General features: G+C 72.0%; 16 protein-coding genes. 7 read left to right on the forward strand and 9 right to left on the reverse strand.

Annotated features, from left to right (window positions below; genetic code table 11):
* Positions 1–200: 200 nt before the first annotated feature.
* Positions 201–518 carry a histone-like nucleoid-structuring protein Lsr2 gene (locus UK12_RS24180; RefSeq protein ID WP_030304494.1) on the reverse strand — a complete coding sequence of 106 codons (318 nt, stop codon included), beginning with the start codon at positions 516–518 and terminating at the stop codon, positions 201–203.
* Positions 519–982: 464 nt separating this feature from the next.
* On the opposite strand from UK12_RS24180, the gene purS reads away from it, so the two are divergent.
* From purS to UK12_RS24205, 5 genes are all read left to right on the forward strand, one after another.
* A complete protein-coding gene (purS, locus tag UK12_RS24185; RefSeq protein ID WP_045305233.1) occupies positions 983–1,237 on the forward strand; it encodes a phosphoribosylformylglycinamidine synthase subunit PurS in 255 nt (84 codons plus the stop codon).
* Positions 1,234–1,935 (forward strand): phosphoribosylformylglycinamidine synthase subunit PurQ, encoded by a 702-nt coding sequence (gene purQ / locus UK12_RS24190; protein WP_045305234.1) that lies wholly within the window; start codon positions 1,234–1,236, stop codon positions 1,933–1,935. Before purS ends, purQ begins: the two co-directional genes overlap by 4 nt.
* Positions 1,935–4,190 carry a phosphoribosylformylglycinamidine synthase subunit PurL gene (purL, locus tag UK12_RS24195; protein ID WP_045305235.1) on the forward strand — a complete coding sequence of 752 codons (2,256 nt, stop codon included), beginning with the start codon at positions 1,935–1,937 and terminating at the stop codon, positions 4,188–4,190. The genes purQ and purL overlap by 1 nt, the downstream gene beginning before the upstream one ends.
* A gap of 187 nt (positions 4,191–4,377) precedes the next feature.
* The gene (locus tag UK12_RS24200) at positions 4,378–5,202 is read left to right on the forward strand and encodes a maleylpyruvate isomerase family mycothiol-dependent enzyme (RefSeq protein ID WP_045305236.1); all 825 of its coding nucleotides are present in this window, start codon (positions 4,378–4,380) and stop codon (positions 5,200–5,202) included.
* Between the two features lie 110 nt (positions 5,203–5,312).
* Positions 5,313–7,079 (forward strand): WD40 repeat domain-containing protein, encoded by a 1,767-nt coding sequence (locus UK12_RS24205; RefSeq protein WP_045305237.1) that lies wholly within the window; start codon positions 5,313–5,315, stop codon positions 7,077–7,079.
* A 124-nt stretch (positions 7,080–7,203) separates the two neighbouring features.
* Here the strand turns inward: UK12_RS24205 and UK12_RS24210 are convergent, their stop codons facing one another.
* Complete coding sequence (locus tag UK12_RS24210) at positions 7,204–8,097, reverse strand: DUF3152 domain-containing protein (RefSeq protein WP_045305238.1); 894 nt, start codon at positions 8,095–8,097, stop codon at positions 7,204–7,206.
* Positions 8,098–8,289: 192 nt separating this feature from the next.
* Here UK12_RS24210 and UK12_RS24215 point away from each other — a divergent pair, with 192 nt between their 5' ends.
* Positions 8,290–8,709 (forward strand): DUF3151 domain-containing protein, encoded by a 420-nt coding sequence (locus UK12_RS24215; RefSeq protein ID WP_045305239.1) that lies wholly within the window; start codon positions 8,290–8,292, stop codon positions 8,707–8,709.
* A 97-nt stretch (positions 8,710–8,806) separates the two neighbouring features.
* Here UK12_RS24215 and fbaA read toward each other — a convergent pair whose 3' ends face one another.
* Positions 8,807–9,829, reverse strand: coding sequence for a class II fructose-bisphosphate aldolase (gene fbaA / locus UK12_RS24220; RefSeq protein ID WP_045305240.1), 1,023 nt, complete (start codon positions 9,827–9,829; stop codon positions 8,807–8,809).
* A 331-nt stretch (positions 9,830–10,160) separates the two neighbouring features.
* Between fbaA and UK12_RS24225 the strand changes: the two genes are divergently transcribed.
* Entirely contained in the window at positions 10,161–10,868 is a 708-nt protein-coding gene (locus UK12_RS24225) for a DedA family protein (RefSeq protein ID WP_052682121.1), read from the forward strand.
* Between the two features lie 116 nt (positions 10,869–10,984).
* On the opposite strand, the gene pyrE is transcribed toward UK12_RS24225, so the two are convergent.
* The 6 genes from pyrE to UK12_RS24255 form a co-directional block, all read right to left on the reverse strand.
* The gene (gene pyrE / locus UK12_RS24230) at positions 10,985–11,521 is read right to left on the reverse strand and encodes an orotate phosphoribosyltransferase (protein WP_045305242.1); all 537 of its coding nucleotides are present in this window, start codon (positions 11,519–11,521) and stop codon (positions 10,985–10,987) included.
* 89 nt (positions 11,522–11,610) lie between these two features.
* Positions 11,611–12,894 carry a hypothetical protein gene (locus UK12_RS24235; protein WP_045305243.1) on the reverse strand — a complete coding sequence of 428 codons (1,284 nt, stop codon included), beginning with the start codon at positions 12,892–12,894 and terminating at the stop codon, positions 11,611–11,613.
* 169 nt (positions 12,895–13,063) lie between these two features.
* On the reverse strand, positions 13,064–14,782 hold the full coding sequence (locus UK12_RS24240; RefSeq protein ID WP_052682119.1) for a spermidine synthase: 1,719 nt from the start codon (positions 14,780–14,782) through the stop codon (positions 13,064–13,066).
* 89 nt (positions 14,783–14,871) lie between these two features.
* Positions 14,872–15,519: a DUF2617 family protein gene (locus UK12_RS24245; protein ID WP_045305244.1), complete on the reverse strand. Its 648-nt coding sequence runs from the start codon at positions 15,517–15,519 to the stop codon at positions 14,872–14,874.
* A 632-nt stretch (positions 15,520–16,151) separates the two neighbouring features.
* On the reverse strand, positions 16,152–17,312 hold the full coding sequence (locus UK12_RS24250; protein ID WP_045305245.1) for a pyridoxal phosphate-dependent aminotransferase: 1,161 nt from the start codon (positions 17,310–17,312) through the stop codon (positions 16,152–16,154).
* A gap of 141 nt (positions 17,313–17,453) precedes the next feature.
* Entirely contained in the window at positions 17,454–18,008 is a 555-nt protein-coding gene (locus UK12_RS24255) for a YbjN domain-containing protein (RefSeq protein ID WP_045305246.1), read from the reverse strand.
* Positions 18,009–18,019 lie beyond the last annotated feature (11 nt).

Genomic DNA, 18,019 nt, shown 5'->3' on the forward strand with positions numbered 1-18,019 from the left:
CCTCACCTTGGCAAGGTGATGCTCTACCAACTGAGCCACGTCCGCACGGTGCTTCAGGTGTTTCCACCTACTCGCACCGGCCGCCGTCCCGGTCTCCCGGTTGCGGCGACGAGAAATACTCTACCCCATGGATCGGGGTGGTCGCCCCACCCTTCCCGCCGGTGTGGTCGGGGTGGGGACGACGAGCCCGCCGTGCCGGGTCAGTTGGCCTCGGCAAAAGCCTCGTAGACGTGCTTGGGGATACGGCCGCGGGCGGGCAGCTCCATGCCGCGCGACTGCGCCCAGGCGCGGACGGCGGCCGGGTCGGGGGTGAGCGCGGTGCGGCGGAAGGACTTTCCGGTACGGCTCTGGCGGCGCCCGGCCGCGACGAACGGAGCGAGGGCCTCCCGCAGCTTCTCCGCGTTGTCCACGGACAGGTCGATCTCGTACGACTTCCCGTCTACGCCGAAGTGGACGGTTTCCGCGGCGGCGCCGCCGTCCAGATCGTCGGAGAGCGTGACAACTACACGCTGAGCCATGGGTGTCAATCCTCTCGGGCAATTCGGCCGCCGGGCGCGGGGCTGCGCTCGCCGACCCTGTGCACCGGCTGGGAATGAGCAGGCGGACGGCATCGGCCCATGCCGATACGCCCGACTCTCCGTCGCCGGTCGCCCTATTCTGCACCCAAAGTGGGCGGAAATCGAAGGCCTCCATGCTTTCTTTTTCCTAATTTTCATCCATCTTCACGTGTGGTGGATAGTGCTGATACGGGTGGTCGATCTGTCCGGAGTGCCGGTATTCGGGCGTTCCCGCGCTTGGCCCGGAGAGGAGATTTAAGCCGCCGAAAGCGGGCACTGTCACAGGTGGCCGAGTGCCCTGGAACCCTTGGTGCGTAAGGGGCGTTGGTCTACGCGCGTTGCCTCGCCCGGGACGCAAACTCGCCCGAAAGCCCCGGTAGTCTGAAGGTCCCCCGCCTTCACGCACCACACCACCGGGAGTGCAAGTGGCACGCGTCGTAGTCGACGTCATGCTCAAGCCGGAGATCCTCGACCCCCAGGGGCAGGCGGTGCAGCGTGCACTGCCTCGTCTCGGATTCGACGGGATCGCCGACGTCCGCCAGGGCAAGCGTTTCGAACTGGAGCTGGAAGGGCCGGTGGACGACGCCGCGCTTGCCCGCATCCGCGAAGCCGCCGAGACCTTCCTCGCGAACACCGTGATCGAGGACTTCACCGTCCGGATCGAGGAGGACGGCAAGTGACCACTCGCGTAGGCGTAGTCACTTTCCCCGGCTCCCTCGACGACCGCGACGCCCAGCGTGCGGTCCGCCTGGCCGGCGCCGAGCCGGTCGCCCTCTGGCACCGTGACAAGGATCTCCACCAGGTCGACGCCGTCGTCCTGCCGGGCGGATTCAGTTACGGCGACTATCTGCGCTGCGGCGCCATCTCCCGCTTCTCTCCGGTGATGGACACCGTCATCGAGCAGGCCAAGCTGGGAATGCCGGTCCTTGGTATCTGCAACGGCTTCCAGGTGCTCTGCGAATCCCACCTGCTGCCCGGTGCGCTCACCCGCAACGACTCGCTGCACTTCATCTGCCGCGACCAGAAGCTGCGCATCGAGAACGCCGACACCGCCTGGACCCGCGATTACTCGGCAGGCCAGGAAATCGTCGTCCCGCTGAAGAACGGCGAGGGCCGCTTCGTCGCCGACGAGCACGTCCTGGACGGACTGGAGGCCGAGGGCCGGGTCGTGGCCCGCTACGCCACCCAGGGCGCGGCGGCCGACGGATTCGGCAACCCCAACGGTTCGTACCGTGACATCGCCGGGATCACCAATGCCGCCGGAAACGTCGTCGGTCTGATGCCCCACCCCGAGCACGCCGTGGAGCCGCTCACCGGTCCGACCACCGAGGGCCTGGGCTTCTTCACCTCCGTCCTGAAGCAGCTGGTGAACGCCTGATGTCCCTCGACACCGTCACGAACGCCGAGCAGACCCCGGACTCCGCCCAGCCCTGGGCCGAGCTCGGTCTGAAGGAAGACGAGTACGCCCGGATCCGCGAGATCCTCGGTCGCCGCCCCACCGGCGCCGAGCTGGCGATGTACTCGGTCATGTGGTCGGAGCACTGCTCGTACAAGAGCTCCAAGGTGCACCTGAAGCAGTTCGGCGAGAAGAAGCCCGACAGCACCGCCATGCTCGTCGGCATCGGCGAGAACGCCGGTGTGGTGGACGTCGGCCAGGGTTACGCGGTCACCTTCAAGGTCGAGTCGCACAACCACCCGTCGTACATCGAGCCCTACCAGGGCGCGGCCACCGGCATCGGCGGCATCGTCCGCGACATCCTGGCGATGGGCGCCCGCCCGGTCGCCGTGATGGACCCGCTGCGCTTCGGTGCGGCCGACCACCCGGACACCCGGCGCGTGCTGCCCGGGATCGTCGCGGGCATCGGCGGCTACGGCAACTGCCTGGGCCTGCCCAACATCGGCGGCGAGGTCGTCTTCGACCCCTGCTACCAGGGCAACCCGCTGGTCAACGCGCTCTGCGTGGGCGTGATGAAGCACGAGGACATCCACCTCGCGCAGGCCTCCGGCGCCGGCAACAAGGTCATCCTGTACGGCGCCCGGACCGGCGGCGACGGCATCGGCGGCGTCTCGGTGCTGGCCTCCGAGACCTTCGACGCGACCGGCCCGGCCAAGCGCCCCGCCGTCCAGGTCGGCGACCCGTTCCAGGAGAAGCTGCTCATCGAGTGCACCCTGGAGATCTTCGCCGAGAAGCTGGTGAAGGGCATTCAGGACCTCGGTGGCGCGGGCCTGTCCTGCGCGACCAGCGAGCTGGCCTCGGCCGGCTCCGGCGGTATGCGGATCGAGCTGGACACCGTGCCGCTGCGCGACAACACGCTCTCGCCCGAGGAGATCCTCATGAGCGAGTCGCAGGAGCGCATGTGCGCGATCGTCGAGCCGGACAAGGTCGACCGCTTCCTGGAGATCTGCGAGAAGTGGGACGTCATCGCCACCGTGATCGGTGAGGTGACCGACGGCGAGCGCCTGGAGATCTTCTGGCACGGCGAGCTGGTGGTCGACGTGCCGCCGCGCACCGTCGCCCACGAGGGCCCGACCTACCAGCGCCCGTACGCCCGCCCGAGCTGGCAGGACGCGCTCCAGGCCGACGCGCCGACCGCCGAGCGCCTGGCCCGCCCGGCCGGCGGCGACGCGCTGAAGGCGGACCTGCTCAAGGTCGTCGGGTCGCCCAATCAGGCCTCCAAGGCGTGGATCACCGACCAGTACGACCGCTACGTGCTGGGCAACACGGTGCTCTCCTCGCCCGAGGACTCCGGGATGATCCGGATCGACGAGGAGACCGACCTCGGCGTCTCGGTCGCCACCGACGGCAACGGCCGCTACACCAAGCTGGACCCGTACACCGGCGCCCAGCTGGCCCTCGCCGAGGCGTTCCGCAACGTCGCGGCCGGCGGTGCCAAGCCGCTCGCCGTCTCCGACTGCCTCAACTTCGGCTCCCCCGAGGACCCGGACGTGATGTGGCAGTTCGCCGAGGCCACCCGCGGCCTGGCCGACGCCTGCCTGGAGCTCGGCACCCCGGTCACCGGCGGCAACGTCTCGCTCTACAACCAGACCGGCGAGACCGCCATCCACCCGACCCCCGTGGTCGCGGTGCTCGGCGTGATCGACGACGTCACCCGGCGCACCCCGATCGGCTTCGGCGAGGCCGGCCAGCTGCTCTACCTGCTCGGCGACACCGCCGACGAACTGGGCGGCTCCGCCTGGTCGCAGGTCGTCCACGACCACCTCGGCGGCCTGCCGCCCAAGGTGGACCTGGAGCGCGAGCGGCTGCTCGGTGAGATCCTGATCGCCGCCTCGCGCGACGGCATGATCGACGCCGCGCACGACCTCTCCGACGGCGGCCTGGCCATGGCGCTGGTGGAGAGCTGCCTCAAGGGCGGCAACGGTGCCCGGGTCGTGGTGCCCGAGGGCCTCGACCCGTTCGTGTTCCTGTTCTCCGAGTCGGCGGGCCGCGCGGTTGTCGCGGTGCCGCGCAGCGAGGAGGTCCGGTTCAACGACATGTGCGGCGCACGCGGCCTCCCGGTCGCCCGGATCGGTGTCGTCGACGGCGAAACCCTGGACGTCCAGGGCCAGTTCACCGTCTCGCTGGCCGAGCTGAGGGACGCCCACACCGGTGTCATCGAGGCCCTGCTGGCCTGAACTCCGGCCTGAGCTCAGGTCTGATCTCCGGGTAGCCGGGTCCGATCCGGCCAGGGGCGCGGCGAACCGTGCGACCAGCCCTCCGCAGCGGGGGCGTGGTCGTCCGCGGTTCCCCGCGCCCCTTCCCGTTGCCCTTGTTGTCCGGCTGCGCACCCCGCCGGTCCGAGGCCGGCGCTAGCCTGCCGGTATGGCCAAGCCCCGTGTGTACGACCCCGTCAAGGTCCGCGCCGCCCTCGCCGGGCAGACCGAGGCGCTGCGCGCCGCCGTCCACCGGCTGTGCGCCGACCCGGCGGCCGCCGAACTCCTCGACCGGCCGACCAGGCTCGGGGCGTGGAACGTCCGCCAGCTCCTCGCGCACCTGGGACAGGGCTTGGCGCAGCTGCCCGGCCGCCTCGACGACCCGGTGCCGCACGGCAACCCGCTCGGACTGGTCGAGTGGGTCGGTCTGACGCGGAGCGCCGCCCCGGTGGTCGAGGCGGCGGCGAAGGAGCATGCGCAGGGTGCCTTCGGGGGCTCACCCGAGCAGCTGGCCCGGGAGTTCGACAGTGCCGTCGAAGCGCTGCTGGGCGCCCTGGACAGCCGCCAGGTCGCCGAGCCGGGACGGCGGTTCGTGAGCCGATTCGGCCCGATGCTGCTGGCCGACGTCCTGGTGACCCGGCTGGTCGAGACCGTGGTGCACGCGGACGACCTCGCCGACGCCCTCGGCCTCGCCGAGTTCCCGCACGCCAAGCAGGCCGTGGCCGCGGTGACCCGGCTGCTGGCCGACGCCTTCGCCGAGCAGGTTCCCGGTGGTTCGGTGGAGTTGAGGATTCCCCCCTACGCCGTGGTGCAGGCCGTACCCGGCCCGAGGCACACCCGCGGCACCCCGCCGAACGTGGTCGAGACCGACCCGCTCACCTGGATCCGGCTCGCCACCGGGCGCACCGGATGGGCTGCCGCCGTCGAGTCCGCCGCCGTCTCGGCCAGCGGCGAGCGCAGCGGACTCGCCGAGTACCTGCCCGTCATGGGCTGACGGCCGGCCACCCCCGTCGTCCGCACTCCGACACCGACCCGGTCCGTTCCGGCGAAGGCCAAGTAAGCTCACCACCCGGCCGGAACAGGCACGGACGAGGGGGATTTGGCATGACCGAGCAGGGCCACGCGATACCGCCGCTGCGGGCCGGGCGCCGCCCGGCCGGCGCTGCGCTGCTGGGCTGGCTGGACGACGACCGCTCGCCCCGGCTCTGCCGGATCTCCGGCTCGCCCGGTTCGGGCAAGACCCACCTGCTGGAGTGGCTGATCCGGGTCGGCGGCGACGAGCTGGCCCCCGAGGGGCGGCGGCTGCACGCGGTGTTCCCCGCCGCCGGGGCGAGCGTGCGCGGAGCGGTCTGGGCGCTCGGCCACCAGCTCGGGGTGGTCGCCCGGAGCCCCGGCGACCTGCTCACCGCACTGGCCGAGAGCGACAGTCGTACCGTCGTCTGCGTCCCCGGCCTCAACCGGGCCGTCGACCCCGCCCGGCTGGTCGCCGAACTCCTCGACCCGCTGCTGCGCCTGCCCCGGGTCAGACTGCTGGTGGAGGCCGAGGAGGGCAGCCCGGAAGCGCTCGGCCTCACCGCCGTCGAGCAGCCCGCCGTTCTCGACCTCGACCAGCCGCAGTGGACCGACCGCGCCCGCTACGACAATTGGTGCGCGGGCCTGGAAGCCGATCCGGCCGGCTACCCGAGCCCGGGGGCCGCGCTCGGCCACAGCCGGCCCGACACATCCGCGACCGTGGCCCAACTGGCCGCCCGGGTACCGCGCCTGGCCGACGGCGCCCCCGACCCGTCCGCCGCCGGCGAACAGCTGCTCTCCGACCTGTGGACGGCGACCACCCGCGAGGGCAGCACCGGCCAACTGCTGGCCGATCCGCCCCTGCTCAGCTACGCGGGCCCGGTCGCGGTGACCGCAGCCCTGGAAGGCACCGGCGGCCCGATCCCGACCGCCTGGGCCGTGGCCGGACCGGCGCTGATCGCCGAACCCGACCCCGGCGTGCGGGCCGCCCTGCTGCGCACCCGGCTGCTCGGCCTGGACGACGTGGCCGCCGAGCGGCTCGCCGCCGTACCCGGACCCTGGCGCGGGGCCTGGGCGCTCTGGCCCAACTCCTCGATCGGCTGGCCCGGCGCGGTCGCCTCGCTGGCCCTGGGCGCGGGTGCCTACGCGGGCCAGCTGCTGCTCGCCGACCCGGGCGGCACGATCCGGACCGTCCAGGCCCAGACCGGTGTCCCGCTGGCCCGGGTGGCCACGCCGGGGCCCAAGCCGCTGCGGGCGCTCGCCGTCGCCTCCGACGGATCGGTCCTGCTGCTCGACGCCTGGGGCGGTCTGGAGGTGCTCCCGGCCCCCGGGAGCGGATCCGGTCAGCCCGCCGCCGTGGCGGGCCCGCTGGACGCCCTGCGCGGCGCCGCCGAGAGCGGCATGAGCGCGCTGGCGGTCGTCCCCGGCCCGTCCGGCTCGGTACCGGTGGTGGCCGACGAGTCCGGCTCGCTGCACTGGTACCAGGACGGCGCCGTACTCGGCGAACGCCTGCACACCGGCCCGGTCACGGCGCTCGCGGGTACGTCGGTGGACGGGCGCGCGGTGCTGGTCAGCGGCGGCTTCGACGGCACCGTCCGGCTCTGGAGCCCCGGCACACCGCCGGAGTCCGAGCCGCTGGACCGCCGTGCAGGACCGGTCGGCGCGGTCGCGGCGGCCGGGACCCAGGACGGTGCGGTGGTCGCCGCCGCGTGGGGCGACGGCCTGGTCCGGGTCTTCTCGGTGGGCCGTCCCGAGCCGGTACTGGAACTGCGGATCGGCTCCCAGGTCTGGGCACTCGCCCTGGCCGAGGGCCGGGTGGTGCTCGGCACCCCGGACGGGATCGCCGCCGTCGAGTACTGAGCCGGGGCACCGCGTCCGGCCGTGCGGGCCGCGCACACCGGGTGGGTGCGCGGCCTCGGACGATCGGCAGGGTGCGCGGGACAGGGCCGGCCGCGGCGCCCAAGGGCCGACGTACGGTCCGGGGTTACGGCACGCTCGGGCCGCTGATGTAGGTCCCGTCGGCGGTGTACGGCCAGGCGTTGGGCAGGCAGCCGTTGAGGCCGTAGATCTGCTGCATCATCGCGGGCGCGAGCTTGCCCTTGCCGGGGCAGCCTTCGTGGCCGTGGCCGATCCGGTGGCCGACCTCGTGGTTGACGATCAGCGCCCGGTAGTCGTCGATCGTGCCGGTGAACTGCGGCGAACCGGTGTTCCAGCGCTTGAGGTTGACCACCACCTGCGGGCCGACGTCGCAGTTCACCTCGCCGCCGGTGTTCAGTCCGCCGGTCGCGCAGATCGCGTCGACGGTGTCCGGAGAGGCGATCTTGATGGTGAAGTCGTACTGTCCGTCGGCGACCAGCTGGAAGCCGTTCTTGCCGTCGGTGGTCCAACTCCGCTTGTCGGAGAGGATGTTGTGGATCTGCTTGGCGGCTGCCGCGGCGTCGACCCCGATGCCGTCCTCGACCTGGACCTTGTAGCGGCGGATCTTGCCGTGCCCGACGGCGTCCCCGTCGGCGGTGGCGGTGGTGAAGGTGCCCTTGCCCTTGACCGGTCCCGGGTCCGCCGTGCTGCCGGTCGAGGCCGATGCCGGTGCCGATGCCGAGGGGGGTGAACTCGGGGACTCCACCCGGGCGCCGGAGGTGTCGGAGGCGTCCGCGCTCGGAGACTCGCTCAGCGAGGGGACCGCCCGTGCCTGGGTGGTGGGACCGGTGGACGGCGTGTCACCGCCGCCGCCGGGTATCAGCAGCGCGGCGGCCGCGGCCAGCACGCCGCCCGCCAGTACGAGCTGAATGACCAGTCGGCGTCGCTTGGCCTGTCGGCGGCGCCTGGCCTGCCGACGGTTCGGGGCGGCTTTGGACCGGCTCTTCGGAGTTGCTCGCACGCGTAAGCTCTCTGATCGCCCTACAGGGGTGATGAAACGTCAACTCGTTGACGGCACCGTCCACCCTTGCACGCCGCGCGCCGGGCTGTCCACGTACTCCGTATGCGCCGCGCGCGCAAGCCCTCCCGGGGCACAGAAGGTGTTCGAACGCTCTCGGACCGTGTGCGGGGGACGGATGGCAGACTTCACCCCATGACCAACTTCAAGAACCTGCTCGGTGGACCGGAGCCGACCCTGCTGCCCGAGGACGAGCAGCCGTACCGGATGCTCGGGGAGGAGTCGGCGTCCCCGACCCAGGTCGCGGCGGCGTTCCCGACCTTCTCGCTGGCCTGGGCGATGCTCGCGGACGACGCCTTCGACGCCGGTCGGGTGGTGGAGTCGTACGCCTACGCGCGCACCGGCTACCACCGGGGCCTGGACGCGCTGCGCCGCAGCGGCTGGAAGGGCCACGGTCCGGTGCCGTGGGAGCACCGGGGCAACCGGGGCTTCCTGCGCTGCCTCGCCGGACTGGCCCGCGCGGCCGACGCGATCAAGGAGACCGAGGAGGCCGAGCGCTGCTGGCAGTTCCTGCGGGACAGCAGCGAGGAGGCGTACGCCGAGCTCAAGCAGTAGCAGCCCGGCGCCATGCCGAAGGGGCGCCCTCCGCCGTCGCGGAGAGCGCCCCTTCCGGCTGTCAGGGCCTGGTTCGCAGGGCCTGGTTCGCCGGGTCCTACTTGATGCGGTTGCCGGCCGAGCGCAGCTGCTGGGCGGCCTCCAGCACGCGGGCGGCCATGCCGGCCTCGGCCAGCTTGCCCCAGGTGCGCGGGTCGTAGGTGTTCTTCTTGCCGACCTCGCCGTCGACCTTCAGCACGCCGTCGTAGTTGCGGAACATGTGGTCCGCGACCGGGCGGGTGAAGGCGTACTGGGTGTCGGTGTCGAGGTTCATCTTCACGACGCCGTTCTCCAGCGCGGTGGCGATCTCCTCGGCGGTGGAGCCCGAGCCGCCATGGAAGACGAAGTCGAACGGCTCGGCCTTGCCGTACTGCTTGCCGATCGCGTCCTGCAGCTCGCGCAGCAGCTCCGGCTTCAGCACGACGTTGCCCGGCTTGTAGACACCGTGCACGTTGCCGAAGGAGGCGGCCAGCAGGTAGCGGCCCTTCTCGCCCAGGCCCAGGGCCTCGGCGGTGCGGACGGCGTCGTTGACGGTGGTGTACAGCTCGTCGTTGATCTCGTGCGAGACGCCGTCCTCCTCGCCGCCGGTCGGGGTGATCTCGACCTCAAGGATGATCTTGGCGGCGCGGGCCTGGGCCAGCAGCTCCTCGGCGATGGCTAGGTTGTCGTTCAGGGTCTCGGCGGAGCCGTCCCACATGTGCGACTGGAAGAGCGGGTTCAGGCCCTTGGCCACGCGCTCGGCGGAGATCGCCAGCAGCGGGCGGACGTAGCCGTCCAGCTTGTCCTTCGGGCAGTGGTCGGTGTGCAGCGCGACGGTGACGTCGTACTTGGCGGCCACGATGTGCGCGAACTCGGCGAGCGCGACGGCGCCGGTCACCATGTCCTTGTTGTGCTGGCCGCCGAGGAACTCGGCACCACCGGTGGAGATCTGGATGATGCCGTCGCTCTCGGCCTCGGCGAAGCCGCGCAGCGCAGCGTGCAGCGTCTGCGACGAGGTGACGTTGATGGCCGGGTAGGCGAACTTGCCCGCCTTGGCCCGGTCGAGCATCTCGTTGTAGACCTCGGGAGTTGCGATGGGCATGCGAATCCGCTCCTGTCGGTGTGGGGCGCTCGGACGACGCTGTCCGAGGCGCGGTACGCCTGGGTCGAGGTGCGGCACCTGCTGGCCGACGCAACGCTGCGGTGCGGCTCTGGTACCTGGTTCGACGGTGCCAACCGCGGTACGTGGACGAGGGTGGTTCCATGACCGCGAGGCGGACACCTGTGCCATCTTCCCAGACTTGCCCCCCGGGTTCACCCAGCGGCCCGCCACTTGGGACACGAGCCGTCGGAAGCGACGGCTGAGGCCCGGGCCGGACCGGCACCTTCAGCCTCCCGCAAGCCTGGAGCGCTATCCTGCGCGCGTGGACACCATGAACCAGCTAGCCGTCAACGTGCTCGACGCAAAGTCGCTGATCTCGTCGCTGGGCGCCATCGGGCTTCTCGCGATCATCTTCGCGGAGACGGGCCTGCTGGTCGGTTTCTTCTTCCCCGGAGACTCCCTGCTGATCCTGGCCGGAGTGGCCTCCTCCAGCGCCGCCGCCTCGGTCCTGGGCGAGGGCGCCAGGCTCCCGGCGGCCGTGCTGTTCCTCGGCGCGCCGATCTGCGCGGTGGCCGGCGCACAGCTCGGCCACCTGATCGGGGCCAAGGTCGGACCACGGCTGTTCGACAAGCCGGAGTCGAAGATCTTCCGCCGGGAGTACGTGGTCAAGGCGGAGGAGTACTTCGACAAGTTCGGCCCGGCGAAGGCCGTGGTGATGGCACGTTTCATCCCGATCGTGCGGACCTTCCTCAACCCGGTCGCGGGCACGCTGGAGATGCCGGCCAAGACCTTCTTCGTGTGGAACCTGGTCGGCGGTGTGCTGTGGACCGAGTCCATGCTGATGATCGGTTACTTCTTCGGCGACGCGATGGCACCGGTGATCGACAAGTACCTGATCCCCGCGATGGCCCTGATCATCCTGATCTCGATCTCGCCGATTCTCGTCGAGGTGATCCGCGAGCGGAAGAAGAAGAAGGCCGGCCTGGTCGCCGAGGGCGGCGAGCCGGTGACCGGCGGTGGCCGCCACCGCAAGATCTGACCCCTCGGCTCGCGGCTCCGGGAGCGTTCCCCAAACGGACGACGGCCGGTGTTCCACGTGGTTTCACGTGAAACACCGGCCGTCGTCGTACCGACCGGTCGACGGTCGGTACGGGCTCAGAGGCCCAGGTCGTCCAGGGTGTAGGCGGTGTAGTACGGCAGGCCCGACTTCTCGATCGCCGGGGCCGCACCGCGCTCCACGATCACCGCGACGCCGACCACCTCGGCACCGGCCTCGCGCAGCGCCTCGACCGCGGTGAGCACCGAACCACCGGTGGTGGAGGTGTCCTCGACCGCCAGCACCCGGCGGCCCTTGACGTCCGGGCCCTCGATACGGCGCTGCAGACCGTGCGCCTTGCCCGCCTTGCGGACCACGAAGGCGTCCAGCTTGCGGCCGCGGGCGGCGGCGGCGTGCAGCATCGCGGCGGCCACCGGGTCGGCGCCCAGGGTCAGACCGCCCACGGCGTCGTAGTCCAGGTCGGCGGTGGCGTCCAGCATGACCTTGCCCACCAGCGGCGCCGCCTCGGCGTCCAGCGTGATGCGGCGCAGGTCGACGTAGTAGTCGGCCTCCAGTCCGGAGGAGAGGGTGACCTTGCCGTGCACGACGGCCTTGTCCTTGATCTGCGCCAGCAGGGCGTCGCGGTCGTTGCTCATGAGCAGCCAGTCTAGGGCCCGGCCGGCCGGCTGCCGTCCTGACCGGGCCCTCCGGCCCGGAGGCGGCGGGCCCGGACGGCGCGGGAACCTCAGCGGCGGCGCAGGGCGCGGACCAGGACCACCGCGCCGCCGAGCAGCGCCACGCCGCCGCCGATCACCCAGGGCATCGCGCTGCGCTCACCGATCGGACCGATGCCGACCGGGGCCGCGTCCGGACCACCCCAACGGGTGGCGGCACGGGCACGGGCGCTGCGTGTGGGCGGGGCGGGCGCGTACCGGCCGCGCGGCGGGGCGTGGTCCACCTCCTCGGCCGAGCGGCCGACGATGCTGCGGCGCACCGGGCCGGTGAGCGGCTCGTCCGGCGAGCCGAGGCCGTGCTCGTACTCCTGCTCGAACTCGAAGTCGAGGCCGGCCGGGGAGTCGGGGATCTCGGCGGCGGCGGCCGCCGCCTCGACGGCTGCCTCAGCCGCCTCCTGGGCCCCCTGGGCCTCGTCCGCCTCATCGGTCACGTCGGCCTCATCGGCTTCGGCGGCCGCACCGCTCTCGCCGGTCCCGGCCGACGCCGCTGCCCGGTCCGTCTCTGCTTCCGCTTCCTGTTCCTGCTGCGGTTCGTCCGCTTCGGCGGGCCGCTCGGCGGTGCTCTGAGCCCCGCTCTCCTCGCCGACGGTGGATTCGCCGGCTGTGGAGTCGGCGGCGGGTTCCTCCGGGGCCTTCGAGAAGACGGTCTCGTCCGAGAACGGGATCAGGTCGGAGAGGTCCTCGTCGAGGTCGCTGCCGAAGCCCGGGGCGTGGGCCTCCAGGTACACGACGGTGGCGCCGGGCGGCTCCTCGCCGCCGGCCTCGACGGCCAGCGCGGCGGTGAACCGGTCCAGCAGGCGGCGGCCCGCGGCGGCCAGGGTGGCGGTGTCCAGTTCGGCCAGTCGGCCGGTCGCGCTCAGGTCACCGGTGAACCGGACGGTGGTGCTCTTGTCCTCGTCGCCGCCCTCCGTCACGGAGATGCGGACGGTGGCGCTCGCCTCGCCGCTGCCCCGGGACTCCTGGCCCTCGGCGAACGCGGTGAGGACACCCTCCCGCCCCTCGATCAGCGAGAGCACACCCCGGTAGGTGATGGTGGAGCCGCCGATCCGCAGCCGGAGCCTTCCACCGATCTCGTCGCCGAAGGCGTACCTTGCGGCGGCCTTCCTGGCGGCGTTCTTCCGGCCGCCCTTGCCGGACTTCCTGGCGTTCTTCGGGGTGTCCGCGGCGGCGCCGGCGTCGGCGTCCTCCTCGGCGTCGGTGCTCAGCCCGGGGACGCAGCGGACCAGCAGTTCCGGATCCTGCATCGCCTGCTGGACGACGGTGGCCGGCAGCGGGACGACAACCTCATGCTCCATGCCCGCGAGCCTACCGACCCGTCCGGCCGGGGCGAGAGCTTGCGGGCAGGTTCGTCCGCCCGGTCGCTGCCCGGTCGCCCGACCGGCTCACGTTGTGCGTTCGCGCAGCTGCGGTGGGTGGTGCAGCGGGCGGCGCAACGGGCGGCGCGGCACTCGGGGCCGCTGACGGTCAGCCGAGCAGCGTGATCGGGATCGGGGGCTCGGCCGGCCGGCGGTCGGCCAGCAGCCGGGCGGCGGTGCGCAGTCCCTCGGCCGTCAGCGAGCGCGGTGCCGGGGCATCCGTGCCGAGGTCCAGGACGGGCTGTTCCCGGGCGGCCAGCACGAAGGCCGGATCGGGGAGCGGGCCACCCGAGCAGTGGTGCGGACCGCCCGCGCCCTCGTACGGGACGGTGTGCAGCCCGATCTGCCGAAGCCCGGCCTCGGCCGTCCAGAGCTCGGGGCCGACCGGGCCGGTCCGTACCGCCAGGCGTCCGTGCGGTGCCAGGCGGCGGGCCGCGAGGCCGTAGAACTCCAGCGACGCGTACTTCTCGCCGCGCCGCTCTTCGGCCTCGGGCACGTCCGAGACGACCACGTCGAACGGCTCGGCCGCCGACTCCCGGTCGGAGCGCAGCCAGTGCAGCGGGTCGGCGGCGACCAGCCGGACGCGCGGGTCGTCGAAGGCGTGCTCGCTGAGCGCGCCGAGCGCCGGGTCGTCCCGGACCAGGGCGGGCAGTGCCGGGTCCTGCTCGACCACCACCACCGACCGGACCTTGGAGTGCCGCAGGACCTCGCGCAGCGCCAGGCCGTCCCCGCCGAGCACCAGGACCCGCGCACTGGGACCGGACGCCAGCGCGGGGTGCACCAGCGCCTCGTGGTCCCGGTACTCGTCGGGGCCGCAGACGGCCAGCCGGCCGTCCAGGAACAGCTCCAGTGGCGCGGTGCCGTCCAACGGGCCTGCCCTGCGCTGCGGCGGCACCCGGTAGGCGGCCTCGGCGGCGGCGTCCGCAGGGGCGGCATCGGCCGGCCGGGCGGGCCCGCTCAGCACGATCTCCTGGAACCGGCTCTGGGTCGCGAAGCGGACCTGGGTGCCGTACAGGGCGTGCCGGGCGGCCCGTTCGATCGCGCCGGTGAAGGCAGCAGCGGCGGCCAGGGCGGCCAGCACCAGGCCGCAGCCGGTCCAGAGCAGCAGCCGGGCCCGGGGCGGCGGCTCCTCGCGGAAGAGCCAGAGCACCACGGCCGCTCCCGCGACGGCGTTCACCGCCCCGGTCAGCAGTGCCCCGGCGGCCTGGCCGAAGGTGGGCAGCAGCAGGAACGGGAAGGCCAGCCCGCCGATCAGCGCGCCGACGTAGTCGGCGGCGAAGAGGTCGGCGGCGGCACGGCCCGCGTCCTCGCGGCGGATCCGCTGGATCAGCGTCATCAGCAGCGGGATCTCGGCGCCGATCAGCACACCGATCACGAAGGTCATCCCGACCAGACCGGCCATGGTGGCCCCGTACCGGTCGAGCCAGGCCCAGCAGGAGTACAGCACCAGCACCGAGAGGCCGCCGACCAGGGCCAGCGCGCACTCGATCACCGCGAAGGCGGTGGCCGGGCGGCGGGCCATCCGCTTGGCGAGCAGCGAACCGACGCCCATCGCGAAGACCATGACCGACAGCACCACGGAGGTCTGGGTCACCGAGTCGCCGAGCAAGTAGCCGCCGAGGGCGACCAGTTCGAGCTCGTAGACCAGCCCGCACGCCGCACAGACGAACGCGGCGAGCAGCACCAGCGGCCGGGCGGGCCGACGCAGCCGTCCGCTCGGTATGGCGTCCCGGGCGCGGACCGCCCGTGCCCCGATCTGGCCGATCAGGGCAGGGTCTTCGGAGTCGAGGCCCGGCTGCACCGGCGGTCCCGCCGATTGGTTGATCATGAACAAACGCTAGGCGACGTACGGCATCAAAGGCTGCGCCCATTCGACGGACAATGCGGCACGCGGAGTTGACGACTCACCAGCACGGGTTACCTGCTTGACCCATCGGAGTGAAATCCCGGACCGTCCGCGCCCGAAGGAATGCCGCGCACCACCAGGGAGGATCGGGTGCAGACCAGGCGGCCCTCCTGCGGGTACGCGTGCCAGGTCCGCCACAGCACGCGGTCCGGGGCGTCCTGGGCCATCAGGGCGGTGAAGGCGCTCGGGTCGCCGGGGAAGATCCCGGCCAGCGCCCGGGGGTGGCCCTCGACCAGCGCCAGCAGCTCCTGGGCCCGTGCGGCGAAGATGTGCGGCGGGAGTTCCTCGATCCGGGCGGCGAACTCGTACTCCCAGCCCGCCACCTGCTTGGCCACCCGGGCCGGCAGCGGGGTCTGCCGCCCCGGCATGCAGGCGACGGTCTCCAGGCACTCGCCCGGCCCGGCCGCCAGGATCACCTGGTGCGAGGCGCCGAGCAGGCGCAGTTGCAGGGTGCCGCCGGCCCGCGGCGTCCGGGTGTCCTGGCCCGCCCGGCCGTCCGGTCCGCCGTGGCCGCCCTGGGCCGCTCCACCGTCCCGGAAGTCCGGGCGGTTCAGTCTCAGATTGCGCACCGCGAGCGCGGGCAGCGGATCGCCGCCCAGGCACCAGGCCAGGTCACCGGCGCGGGTGTCCGTGTAGGAGGTCTGCAGTGTGGTGAGCATGCTCGGCTCCGCTTTTCAGCTCCGTGCGCGCCGGCCGAGCAGCATCAGACTCCGCCGATGGGCGAGCTGTTAGAGGCTGTGCGGTCCCTGGCGCGGCCGACCGTGGAAGGAAGGATTCCGGCTGGAGATTCAGCAGCAGAGAAGCACGAATTCTCCGGGTCCGTCAGGGATTTACCCATCTTTGCCAGGCATTCACCGTTCCGGACGCAGCCGCGTTCACGGTCTGATCGGAGCAGTGAACGACTCTGTCCGATGCGCGCCCATTCGCGCAGGGTGTGCGCCGTGCAAGCCTCGCGTGTGCCTCGCGCGCCTGGGGTGACAGGTGGGGGCAGAGGGGCTGTTGTGAGCTGTGTGCTCCCCTTGCCGAAGGTCGGATCAGAAGGCTTTCCTGCAAAGTGCTTTCATGGAAAGTGGTCTTCTGCATATAACCGGCGCGGCACCGCCGCCCGCACCGCAAACCGGCCGAGGGCATGGCCGGTCCACGCAAGCAGCCCGACCGGTTGACGGGACGTCTCCCCCCGCTGCCCGGTCGCTACTACTGCTCACCCGCAGCGGGAACCTGCCACTCCGGAAGAGCCGACTGTGTCGGTCTCTTGGGCTCGGAAACGTCCGGACCCAGAGGTGTTCCGGACTCAGAGGCGCTGGAGGCGTTCGACGGCTTCCCGCAACACCTCGTCCTTTTTGCAGAAGGTGAATCGGACGAGGCTGCGGCCGGCGTCGGTGTTGTCGTAGAAGACCGAGTTGGGGATGGCGACGACGCCGCAGCGTTCGGGGAGGGAGCGGCAGAACTCCAGGCCGTCCTTCTCGCCGAGGGGGGTGATGTCGGTGGTGATGAAGTAGGTGCCCTGGGGGCGGTGGACCTCGAATCCGGCGGCTGACAGGCCGTCGGCGAGCAGGTCGCGCTTGCGGGCGAGGTCGGTGCGGAAGTTCTCGAAGTAGCTGTCGGGCAGGTGCAGGGCCTGGGCGACGGCGTACTGGAAGGGGCCGGAGCTGACGTAGGTCAGGTACTGCTTGGCGGTGCGGACGGCTGCGACCAGCGGGGCGGTGGCGGTCACCCAGCCGACCTTCCAGCCGGTGAAGGAGAAGGTCTTGCCGGCGGAGGAGATGGAGACGGTGCGCTCGCGCATGCCGGGCAGGGCGGCGATCGGGTGGTGCCCGCCGCTGAAGACCAGGTGTTCGTAGACCTCGTCGGTGACCACCAGCAGGTCGTGCTCGACGGCGAGCGCGGCGATGGCGGCGAGCTCCTCCGGGGTGAGGACGGTGCCGGTCGGGTTGTGCGGGGTGTTGAGCAGCAGCAGCCGGGTGCGCGGAGTGATCAGGGCGCGCAGCTCGTCCAGGTCCGGGCGGAAGGACGGCGCCCGGAGGGTGAGCGGGACGCGGACGGCGCCGGCCATGGCGATGCAGGCGGCGTAGGAGTCGTAGAAGGGCTCGAAGGCGATCACCTCGTCGCCGGGCTCCAGCAGGGCGAGCAGGGCGGCGGCGATGGCCTCGGTGGCGCCGGCGGTGACCAGGACCTCGGTGTCGGGGTCGTAGCCGAGCCCGTAGAACCGTTGCTGGTGCTCGGTGATCGCGGCCCGCAGCTCGGGGATGCCGGGGCCGGGCGGGTACTGGTTGCCCTGCCCGGTCAGTACGGCCTGCGCGGCGGCCTCGGCGATCTCGCGCGGGCCGTCGGTGTCGGGGAAGCCCTGCCCGAGGTTGATCGAGCCGGTCGCGGTGGCGAGGGCCGACATCTCCGCGAAGATCGTCGTTCCCATGCCCGCCAGCCGGCGGTTCAACAGCGGCCTCGCACCCATCCCGGCTCCTCACAGCTCGTCGTCGGTGTCATCCTCCGGCCACGGACGGTGTCAGGACAAGCCCCGCGGTGAGTGTTGGACAGGACGCGACGGGCCCGCCACCCCGGGCGGGGTGGCGGGCCCATGGCCGTGCGGGTGGGGTCAGCCCTCGTCGGAGGCGTTGCCCTCGCCCTGCTCGCCCTCGATCTCCTTCTGCAGGCCGAGGCGCTCGACGATCCACTGCTCGAAGCCGACCGCGGCCTGGGTCCAGTTGGCCGTGGTGGTGACGAAGTAGTCCAGGTTGACGCCGGTGCCGACGATCATCTGGGCCTCGCCGATCAGGCGGACCACGCCGTCCTCGTGGGTGTGGGTGTAGACCTTGGGCCAGAGGGTCTCGCGGTTCCACTCGTCGATCAGGTCGAGGATCTCGTGCTTGTCCTCGAGCGGGTACGCGCGGTCGTAGAAGGCGCGGACCGCGAAGAGCTCCTTCTGCTCGCCGCGGAACATGTAGTACACGCGGAAGCCGTCCCAGGGCGCGGTGAGGTCGCCCTCATCGTCCACCAGGTGCTTGAGCTGCATCTGGTCGAGCAGCTGCGTCACCAGGGCCTGGTCAGGGACCACCACGGGCGGCGGTCCGGCCGGGCCGCCACCGGGCTGGCCGCCCTGCGGGGGCTGCGGCGCGCCGAAGGAGGGGATGGACGACGGGTCGATGCTCATGATGGGAGGTC

The organism is Saccharothrix sp. ST-888, from assembly GCF_000955975.1.
Classification (GTDB): Bacteria; Actinomycetota; Actinomycetes; order Streptomycetales; family Streptomycetaceae; genus Kitasatospora.

Coding starts and splice junctions, on each gene's coding strand:
- UK12_RS24240 (WP_052682119.1), bottom strand. CDS start 14,782: ATGATCAACCAATCGGCGGGACCGCCGGTGCAGCCGGGCCTCGACTCC.
- UK12_RS24235 (WP_045305243.1), bottom strand. CDS start 12,894: ATGGAGCATGAGGTTGTCGTCCCGCTGCCGGCCACCGTCGTCCAGCAG.
- UK12_RS24180 (WP_030304494.1), bottom strand. CDS start 518: ATGGCTCAGCGTGTAGTTGTCACGCTCTCCGACGATCTGGACGGCGGC.
- fbaA (WP_045305240.1), bottom strand. CDS start 9,829: ATGCCCATCGCAACTCCCGAGGTCTACAACGAGATGCTCGACCGGGCC.
- UK12_RS24205 (WP_045305237.1), top strand. CDS start 5,313: ATGACCGAGCAGGGCCACGCGATACCGCCGCTGCGGGCCGGGCGCCGC.
- UK12_RS24250 (WP_045305245.1), bottom strand. CDS start 17,312: ATGGGTGCGAGGCCGCTGTTGAACCGCCGGCTGGCGGGCATGGGAACG.
- UK12_RS24225 (WP_052682121.1), top strand. CDS start 10,161: ATGAACCAGCTAGCCGTCAACGTGCTCGACGCAAAGTCGCTGATCTCG.
- UK12_RS24245 (WP_045305244.1), bottom strand. CDS start 15,519: ATGCTCACCACACTGCAGACCTCCTACACGGACACCCGCGCCGGTGAC.
- purL (WP_045305235.1), top strand. CDS start 1,935: ATGTCCCTCGACACCGTCACGAACGCCGAGCAGACCCCGGACTCCGCC.
- UK12_RS24200 (WP_045305236.1), top strand. CDS start 4,378: ATGGCCAAGCCCCGTGTGTACGACCCCGTCAAGGTCCGCGCCGCCCTC.
- UK12_RS24255 (WP_045305246.1), bottom strand. CDS start 18,008: ATGAGCATCGACCCGTCGTCCATCCCCTCCTTCGGCGCGCCGCAGCCC.
- pyrE (WP_045305242.1), bottom strand. CDS start 11,521: ATGAGCAACGACCGCGACGCCCTGCTGGCGCAGATCAAGGACAAGGCC.
- UK12_RS24215 (WP_045305239.1), top strand. CDS start 8,290: ATGACCAACTTCAAGAACCTGCTCGGTGGACCGGAGCCGACCCTGCTG.